Below are 9,225 nucleotides of genomic sequence, written 5' to 3'. Positions count from 1 at the left end.
TCATTTGCTCTTCTGTAAATTCAACAGCACGAGCTGGTTTTCCCTCTTCAAAAGCTTCTTTTAAACGAACTAAAATTTCATGCTCATATACAGCTTCTTTATCTTTTTGTCTTGCTAACTTCGCAACTCGTTCGATACGCTTATCAACAGATTCCAAATCCGCTAAGATTAGTTCTAAGTTAATTGTTTCAATGTCATCAATTGGATCTACTTTTCCTGAAACGTGCGTAATATTTTCATCTTCAAAACAACGAACAACTTGGCAAATTGCATCTACTTGACGAATGTGAGATAAGAATTTATTTCCTAACCCTTCACCTTTACTCGCACCTTTTACGATACCTGCAATATCAGTAAATTCAAATACAGTCGGAACAGTTTTTTTCGGTTCTACTAATTCCGTTAATTTATTTAAACGCTCATCTGGTACTTCTACAATCCCTACGTTTGGATCGATTGTACAGAATGGATAGTTCGCAGATTCTGCTCCTGCTTGTGTAATTGCATTAAATAAAGTGGACTTACCTACGTTAGGTAATCCAACAATCCCAGCCGTTAATCCCATATTTTTCACTCCTATGTCTCAATCTTTCATCATTATAGATAGTAACGAAAAAAATGACAAGTTTCCACCAAATGAAAAAAAGCAACGGCTGTCTACTGCAGCTGTTGCTTTTTCACTATTCTTCGTGCTTCACAAGTATTTTTTTCACCTTGCGATCAAACTCTCTTCGAGGAATCATTACCGAATGGCCACACCCCTCGCACTTAACGCGGATATCCATTCCCATACGAATAATCTTCCAGCGATTTTCACCACATGGATGGGCTTTCTTCATTTCCACAACATCGTACAAGTTATATTGCTTTTGCTCCATTCTCTAAATCCCTCCCACTATTAAATTGCTTTTTCACTAACTAATTCTTCGCGACTATATAAAACCATACGTGGGTATGGAATTTCAATTCCATGTAAATCAAGACGATTTTTAATCTCTTTGCGAAGGGCCCTCGCAATAACTGCATGCTGCATCGGCTCWACYTCAGCAATAACRCGTAATACAACYTCAGACGCTGCCAATGTTTGAACACCTAGCAATTGAGGTGTTGTTACCATTTTCTCATATTTTTCTGGTAATTCTACTAATAAATCTTCAATAACTTGCTCCGCTCGTACTATATCACTTTCATAAGAAATAGATACATCAACAAATGCTACACTATTACTAACGGAAAAGTTCGTTACTTGTACAATACTACCATTTGGTATTATATGAATTTCACCTGTCCAGCTTTTCATCTTCGTTGTACGTAGTCCAATTTCCAAAACAGTTCCTTCAAATTGACCTATTCTTACATAATCACCTACTGAAAATTGATCCTCTAACAAAATAAATAATCCTGTAATAACATCTTTAACTAAACTTTGTGCACCAAAACCGACTGCTAAACCAATTACCCCAGCACCGGCTAATAAACCTGACGCATTAATWTCAAAYACACCTAAAATCGCAATTAACATAATRAACATAACAACGTATGCCACAATATTTTCAAGCAACTTCGCTACCGTAACTGTACGACGTTCTGAAATTTGAATCGGCGAACGGCTTCCCATACGAAACGCATTTCGTACAATTGCCCTTGCAACTCGCACAACGATTGCACCAAGTATTAAAATAACGATTATTTTTAGTGACTTCACACCTATATTCGTCCAATCAATGGACTCAAACCATTTCAACGCTAAATCCATGTCCCTCTACCTCTCTAGCTAAAATTTCTTTTTAGTTATCCTTCTTATTGTATCAGAACTCTCTCTGATTTCTGAAAAAAATTTATGACTTTAATTCCATTTGTTAACTTCCATTTAGGTATAAAATGAAACGAATATATATATACTAGTACTATTATTTCCGTTTTCATTCACAGTTTGTAAAAAGTATGCACTTATAATTTTCCATTTCACACACCATATAACATATTGTGAAAATTTATTAAAAGGATGGGTGCTTCATGAATATTAGAAGTTTTCGCTTACCTTTTTTTGAAAAAGAAATTCAAAATGTTATGCATCATGACTTAGAAGCCTCTGAGACAATCAGTAATTTCTTACTTTCCCATATTCCCATTAAGACTAATATGCCACTCATTCTCGTTTGTATCGGAACAGACCGTTCCACCGGTGATGCACTTGGTCCATTAGTTGGTACTAAACTAAAACAAATTGACATCAAAAACCTTCAAGTATTCGGCACACTAGAYGAACCAATACAYGCRCTAAATYTAGARGAAAAAATTCAGAATATACAGAAAGAAAAYCCTGCTTCATTTATTATTGCTGTTGATGCATGTTTAGGRAAATCTCAAAGTATCGGTTCTATAACTACCGGAAAGGGMCCYAGTAAACCTGGAGCTGCGATGAATAAGAAATTACCTGAAATTGGTGATTTGCATATTCATGGCATCGTAAATTTAAATGGTTTCATGGAGTTTTTCGTACTTCAAAATACAAGACTAAGTTTAGTAATGAAGATGGCCGATGTAATTGCACAAAGTATAAAAGAAACCGATCAAAAATTATCTGCATTAAAAAAAGCAAACCATCTATAAACAATAAGATGGYTTGCTTTTTAATTTYCCTTTGATAATAATTCTAAAATTCGATTTAAATCTTCTTTATTAAAAAATTCGATTTCGATTTTACCTTTTTCTTTTTTCGTTTCTTTAATTTTTACATCCGTACCAAACTTTTCTCTTAAAAACGTTTCACGCTCTACAAAAAATATATTTCTTTCTTTTTTCACTTGTTGTGTTTCACGTGAAACACGTTGATTAATTTCCTGGACAATTTGTTCCAATTGGCGAACATTCAGTCCTTCTTTTTCAATTCGCTTCAATAAAGATTTCAACTGTTCTTCATCTTTTATTGTAAGTAAAGTTCTTCCATGAGCCATTGAAAGTTGACCGTTTGCAATCATATCTTGAACGAATGAAGGGAGGCTTAACAAACGAGTATAATTTGCGATATAAGGCCTGCTTTTACCAAGACGTTTTGCTAATTGTTCTTGTGTTACATTTAGCTCGTTCATTAACATCTGATATGCCATTGCCTCTTCCATAGGATTTAAATCTTCTCGTTGTAAGTTTTCAAGCAAAGCAAATTCCATCATTTGCTGCTCATTTAATTGCCTTACGACAGCAGGCACTTTCTCAAGTCCGGCCTCTTTAGCAGCACGATATCTTCTTTCACCTGCAACTATTTCATATCCTTTAATACTCTTTCGAGCAATTAAAGGTTGCAATATACCGTGCTCTTTAATAGAAGCCGCTAATTCCTGAATCGCTTCTTTATTGAAATGTTTACGTGGTTGATATGGATTCGGCCTTAATTCAGTTACTATAATCTCCTGAATCGTTTCTTCTTCTTTCACATCTAAATCTGGAAAAAACACGTTGATTCCTCTTCCTAATCCCTTAGCCACCTGCAATCACTTCCTCTGCTAAATCTAAATATACTTCTGCTCCTCTTGATTTAGCGTCATACTGCATAATTGGTTTTCCATGACTTGGTGCCTCACTTAAGCGAACATTACGAGGAATAATCGAACGATATACTTTATCCCTAAAGTATTTTTTCACTTCATCTATAACTTGAATTCCTAAATTTGTACGAGCATCCAACATCGTTAACAATACACCTTGAATTGCTAAATTTTTATTTAAATGCTTTTGCACAAGTCGAACTGTATTTAATAGCTGACTTAACCCTTCCAGCGCGTAATATTCACACTGTACAGGAATAATAACAGAATCTGCTGCTGTTAATGCATTAATCGTTAATAACCCTAAGGATGGGGGACAGTCAATAATAATATACTCATATTCATCACGAATTGGCTGTAACGCTCTTTGCAAGCGTACTTCCCGGGAAATGGTTGGTACCAATTCAATTTCAGCACCAGCCAATTGAATTGTAGCGGGTAGAACATCTAAGTTTTCAGTTGCGGTTTTCCGTATGGCACCTTGAACATCTGCATCTTCTACAAGAACATTATAAATACATTGATCTAATTCAGACTTTTCAATCCCTACACCAGTCGTTGCATTTCCTTGAGCATCAATATCTACGAGAAGGACTTTTTTTCCTACTTGTGCCAATCCAGCCCCTAAATTAACGGATGTTGTTGTTTTTCCAACACCGCCTTTTTGATTAGCAATAGCAATGATTTTTCCCATGATGTCACCTACTTTCAACCTTTCTTTCTTATTCTAGAAACAATTACGTTTATTGTAACATGAAATAAAAGTTTTTCTTTTACGTCCTTATTAAACTTCAAAATTTATTTCTAAACTCCTTCTTGCTTTAACAAGAAAATATAGTAAAAGAGACCTCTCCAATAGGATAAGGTCTCTAGCACGTAATTATTTTTTCTTCGGAATTTTAATCGTAATTTGATAGTATTCATCAAACTCTTCTTCCGCAGAATTAACATTCAAACCACTATTAGCAACCATTTGTAATGATTGTCTAATCGTGTTCATAGCAATTCTCGCATCTCGACTTACTGCTTTTTGCTTCGCTTTGCGCTTTGGTTTTACTTCTTCTAGTAACTTTGCAATTCGTTCTTCTGTTTGCTTTACATTCAATTGCTTCTCCACAATCTCTTGTAAAACCTTCAGTTGTAATTCCTCATTTTTCAAAGGAATAAGGGCGCGAGCATGCCGTTCTGTAATACTTTTTTCTAATAATGCACTTTTGATTTCTTCAGGCAATTTTAATAATCGCAATTTATTTGCGACTGTCGATTGTCCTTTTCCAAGTCGTTGTGCCAATGCTTCTTGTGTTAAATTATGTAACTCAATCAGCTTTTGATATGCCACAGCTTCCTCAATTGCTGTTAATYCCTCACGYTGCAAATTTTCAATTAACGCTACAGAAGCTGTCTCAGTATCATTTAAATTYTTTATTATTGCAGGAACTTTTTCCCACCCTAACTTTGTTGCTGCGCGGAAACGYCTTTCCCCGGCAATAATCTCGTACTTATCATCCTCATACTGTCTCACAACAATCGGCTGGATAAGCCCATGTGTACGAATCGTTAATGCTAGCTCCTCAATACGTGCATCGTCAAAAACTGTTCGTGGTTGATAACGGTTAGGGGTAATGTTTACTATCGGAATTTCCTGTATTTCTTCATATACCTTTTTAGCTATTTCTTCATGGCTTTCGTCTTGTAATTCGAATTCGCTCTCTTTATCTCCAAAGCCAAATAAACGAGAAAACGTATTTTTCATACATATTCCACCACCTTTTAGGCCTATTGACTGTTCTACATACAATGTTTCCTATGAAACATTTACGTTTTCATTTATATAATTTAATCTTACGTCTAATAAGATTTATTTTTCAATAGGTAATTTATTGGGTGTTCCCGGTTTGCGTGGATATTTCTTTGGTGTCTTGCGCTTTTTCTCGATTAATAAAATATTACGCTCGCTTTCTTCAAACGGTAATTGGAACGTAGACATTTCTTTCAATTCTCCACCAAGTACCTCTAAAGCATATTTGCCATTTTCGATTTCTTCGTTAGCCGCTGCGCCTTTCATTGCAATGAATGTTCCCCCTACTTTTACAAGTGGTAAACATAGCTCACTTAATACAGCGGGAAACAGATTTTTAAAGGGATACTTGGGAATCCAGCTCCTGCTCCAACATCACAAATAGAAAATGGTTTCGAAAAATCATAATAAAAAGCCGCTGTAACAGAATCAAAAAAGTGTTTTAAGTATACTTCTTCTTTCTCCGTAATAGCCGTTAAGTTCATTTTTTCATTCCACTCTACTAATGTTTCAAAATAGATTTCGAACTGCTCTAACTGTCTAGAAGAGAGGGAAATACCCTTCTCTTCTAGCATAGATTGAAATTGTTCTATGTTCATCTAGCAATATCCCCTTACTATGTTATTGGTTCGATACTCGTGCAATTTTTCCTTGTTCAATGTAAATAAGCAAAATGGAAACATCAGCTGGATTTACGCCAGAAATACGTGAAGCTTGCCCCATTGAAAGCGGACGAACATCTTTCAATTTCTGTCTYGCTTCTGAGGCAAGGCTAGAAATCGCATCATAATCAATATCCACAGGRATTTTTTTGCTTTCCATTTTCTTCATACGTTCTACTTGCTGTAAAGATTTTTCAATGTATCCTTCGTACTTGGTCTGAATTTCAACTTGTTCCGTAATTTCATCACTTAATGCTACTTCACTTGGTACTAAAAGATGAATATGCTCATATGTCACTTCTGGACGACGTAATAAGTCACTTGCACGTATTCCATCTTTCAATTCACTTCCGCCAATACTACGAATTAATTCTTGAACTTCAGGACGCGGTTTAATAAAAATACTCTCTAATCGTTCCTTTTCCTGTTCAATTTGTAGTTTTTTATTTGTAAATCTCTCATAACGATCTTCTTTAATTAAACCAATTTCACGCCCAACCTCAGTTAGACGAAGATCTGCATTATCATGGCGTAATAATAAACGATATTCTGCACGAGACGTTAATAAACGGTATGGTTCATTTGTGCCTTTTGTTACAAGGTCATCAATTAAAACACCAATATATGCATCAGCGCGACCTAAAATAACTTCTTTTTTACCTAAAGAACGACATGCTGCATTAATTCCAGCCATAAGCCCTTGTCCTGCCGCTTCTTCGTAACCAGAAGTTCCATTAATTTGTCCTGCTGTATATAAATTTTTAATTTTTTTCGTTTCAAGTGTTGGCCATAGTTGAGTTGGTACGATCGCATCATATTCAATTGCATAACCCGTACGCATCATTTCAACATTTTCCAGGCCAGGAATTGTTCTAAGCATTGCACGCTGTACATCTTCTGGTAAGCTCGTCGATAAGCCTTGTACATATACTTCTTGTGTATTACGTCCTTCTGGCTCTAAGAAAATTTGATGACGTGGTTTATCATTAAATCTTACTACCTTGTCTTCAATTGAAGGGCAATATCTAGGCCCTGTTCCTTTAATCATACCAGAATACATAGCTGAGCGATGTAAGTTTTCATCTATTAAGCGATGTGTTTCTGTACTTGTATACGTTAACCAACATGGAATTTGATCCATAATAAATTTTGTCGTTTCAAAAGAGAAAGCACGTGGCTTATCATCACCTGGTTGAATTTCTGTTTTACTATAATCAATCGTATTACTGTTTACACGCGGAGGTGTACCTGTTTTAAATCTAACAAGCTCAAAACCAAGTTCCTCTAAGTGTTCAGATAATGTAATAGATGGTTGCTGATTATTTGGACCACTTGAATATTTTAAATCTCCCATAATAATCTCACCACGTAAAAATGTTCCCGTTGTAATTACAACTGTTTTCGCTGTGTATTCAGCACCAGCTTGCGTAATTACCCCTTTACATACACCATCTTCAACAATTAAACGCTCTACCAGACCTTGAAACAACGTTAAGTTTGGTGTTTCTTCAATTGTTTTCTTTAATTCATGCTGGTAAGAGAATTTATCAGCTTGTGCACGAAGCGCGCGTACAGCTGGTCCTTTACCCGTATTTAACATACGCATTTGAATATGTGTTTTATCAATATTGCGTCCCATTTCTCCGCCTAATGCATCAATTTCACGAACAACAATCCCTTTTGCTGGTCCACCAACAGAAGGGTTACATGGCATGAACGCTACCATATCTAAGTTAATTGTTAACATTAATGTTTTTGAGCCCATTCGTGCTGCCGCAAGACCAGCTTCACATCCTGCATGACCTGCACCGATTACTATGACATCATATAAACCGGCATTGTATCCCATTGTTTATTCCTCCTAATAACCTCTATCTTACTAAACCATCTCTGATTAAAGTTTTACTTTATTTTCCTAAACAAAATTGAGAGAACAATTGGTCAATTAAGCTTTCATGGACAGTATCACCAGTAATTTCACCAAGTATTTCCCACGCTCTTGTTAAATCAATTTGAACCATATCAATCGGAACACCATTTTCTATCGCTTCAATTGCATCGTTAATTGTTCTTCCTGCTTGTGTTAATAATCCGATATGTCTCGCATTAGACACGTATGTCATATCCGCAGAATCAATTGTTCCTTCAAAGAATAAATCAGCTATTGCCTTTTCAAGCTCATCTATTCCTTGCTCCTCAATTAAAGATGTTGTAATAACACGATTGCCTACCGCTAAATCTGTAACACGTTCCATATCAATTTCTTGCGGTAAATCTGTCTTATTTACAATAACAATGAAATCTTTTCCTTGTACGGCACGGAATAGATCCTCATCTTCATTTGTTAAAGCCTCGCTATAATTCACTACAATTAACACTAAGTCTGCTTGGCTCATCATTTCCTTCGAACGCTCTACACCAATTCGTTCAACAATATCTTCCGTTTCACGAATTCCGGCTGTATCTATAAGTTTAAGTGGTACACCACGCACATTAACGTACTCTTCAATAACATCACGAGTTGTTCCTGCAATATCAGTTACAATTGCCTTTTTCTCCTGAACAAGACTATTYAATAGCGATGATTTCCCAACGTTAGGTCTACCGATAATCGCGGTAGAAATGCCTTCACGTAAAATCTTTCCTTGCTTCGATGTTTCTAATATCTTTGCAATTTCAGCACGGACATGTGTAGCTTTCTCAATTAAAATATTATGCGTCATCTCTTCCACATCATCATATTCTGGGTAATCTATATTCACCTCAATATGAGCTAAYGTTTCTAATATTTCTTGACGCAGATGGCCGATTAATTTAGATAATCGTCCTTCCATTTGGTTAATCGCTACATTCATAGCACGATCTGTTTTCGCACGGATTAAGTCCATAACAGCTTCTGCTTGTGACAAATCAATACGTCCATTTAAAAAAGCACGTTTTGTAAATTCACCAGGCTCTGCCAGTCGTACTCCTTGCGCTAAAATAAGCTGTAATACTTTATTTACCGAAACAAGTCCACCATGACAGTTAATTTCTACTATATTTTCACGCGTAAAAGTCCTTGGTGCACGCATAATGGACACCATAACTTCTTCAATAACTTGATTTGTATCTAAATCGACAATATGACCATAATGAATTGTATGAGAAGAAACCTGTGTTAAATCCTTCCCTTTAAAAATACGATCRACTTTCTCAATCGCATCATCCCCACTTACTC

Annotated in this window: 9 protein-coding genes and 1 pseudogene; 1 reads left to right on the top strand and 9 read right to left on the bottom strand. The window is 35.9% G+C overall.

Going from position 1 to position 9,225, the window contains the following annotated elements; translation table 11 throughout:
• The 3 genes from ychF to AC1DJR_RS15065 all read right to left on the bottom strand — a co-directional run.
• The coding region (gene ychF, locus AC1DJR_RS15075) for a redox-regulated ATPase YchF (protein ID WP_477002928.1) at window positions 1-565 on the bottom strand (565 nt) is incomplete at its 3' end.
• A gap of 115 nt (window positions 566-680) precedes the next feature.
• Window positions 681-878 carry a DUF951 domain-containing protein gene (locus AC1DJR_RS15070; protein ID WP_477002927.1) on the bottom strand — a complete coding sequence of 66 codons (198 nt, stop codon included), beginning with the start codon at window positions 876-878 and terminating at the stop codon, window positions 681-683.
• A 20-nt stretch (window positions 879-898) separates the two neighbouring features.
• Window positions 899-1,756 carry a mechanosensitive ion channel family protein gene (locus AC1DJR_RS15065; RefSeq protein WP_477002926.1) on the bottom strand — a complete coding sequence of 286 codons (858 nt, stop codon included), beginning with the start codon at window positions 1,754-1,756 and terminating at the stop codon, window positions 899-901.
• Window positions 1,757-2,016: 260 nt separating this feature from the next.
• On the opposite strand from AC1DJR_RS15065, the gene yyaC reads away from it, so the two are divergent.
• On the top strand, window positions 2,017-2,613 hold the full coding sequence (yyaC, locus tag AC1DJR_RS15060; protein ID WP_429687428.1) for a spore protease YyaC: 597 nt from the start codon (window positions 2,017-2,019) through the stop codon (window positions 2,611-2,613).
• A gap of 20 nt (window positions 2,614-2,633) precedes the next feature.
• Here yyaC and spo0J read toward each other — a convergent pair whose 3' ends face one another.
• The 6 genes and pseudogenes from spo0J to mnmE form a co-directional block, all read right to left on the bottom strand.
• Entirely contained in the window at window positions 2,634-3,485 is an 852-nt protein-coding gene (gene spo0J / locus AC1DJR_RS15055; RefSeq protein WP_477002925.1) for a stage 0 sporulation protein Spo0J, read from the bottom strand.
• Window positions 3,478-4,239: a sporulation initiation inhibitor protein Soj gene (gene soj / locus AC1DJR_RS15050; protein WP_002016469.1), complete on the bottom strand. Its 762-nt coding sequence runs from the start codon at window positions 4,237-4,239 to the stop codon at window positions 3,478-3,480. The genes spo0J and soj overlap by 8 nt, the downstream gene beginning before the upstream one ends.
• Before the next feature lie 186 nt (window positions 4,240-4,425).
• Window positions 4,426-5,298, bottom strand: a complete 873-nt coding sequence (gene noc, locus AC1DJR_RS15045; RefSeq protein WP_477002924.1) for a nucleoid occlusion protein — start codon at window positions 5,296-5,298, stop codon at window positions 4,426-4,428.
• A 105-nt stretch (window positions 5,299-5,403) separates the two neighbouring features.
• Window positions 5,404-5,942 (bottom strand): annotated as a pseudogene (locus AC1DJR_RS15040) (16S rRNA (guanine(527)-N(7))-methyltransferase RsmG).
• Between the two features lie 22 nt (window positions 5,943-5,964).
• Complete coding sequence (gene mnmG, locus AC1DJR_RS15035) at window positions 5,965-7,854, bottom strand: tRNA uridine-5-carboxymethylaminomethyl(34) synthesis enzyme MnmG (RefSeq protein WP_429687429.1); 1,890 nt, start codon at window positions 7,852-7,854, stop codon at window positions 5,965-5,967.
• A gap of 58 nt (window positions 7,855-7,912) precedes the next feature.
• Window positions 7,913-9,225, bottom strand: a 1,313-nt coding sequence (gene mnmE, locus AC1DJR_RS15030; RefSeq protein WP_477002923.1) for a tRNA uridine-5-carboxymethylaminomethyl(34) synthesis GTPase MnmE, incomplete at its 5' end; no start/stop codon positions are given.

The organism is Bacillus sp. 05T31, from assembly GCF_056396725.1.
This window is presented reverse-complemented; position numbering and strand designations above follow the sequence as displayed.

What these genes read in the sequence shown, in the direction of transcription:
- AC1DJR_RS15070 (WP_477002927.1), bottom strand. Translation starts at nt 878, where the DNA reads ATGGAGCAAAAGCAATATAACTTGTACGATGTTGTGGAAATGAAGAAA.
- soj (WP_002016469.1), bottom strand. Translation starts at nt 4,239, where the DNA reads ATGGGAAAAATCATTGCTATTGCTAATCAAAAAGGCGGTGTTGGAAAA.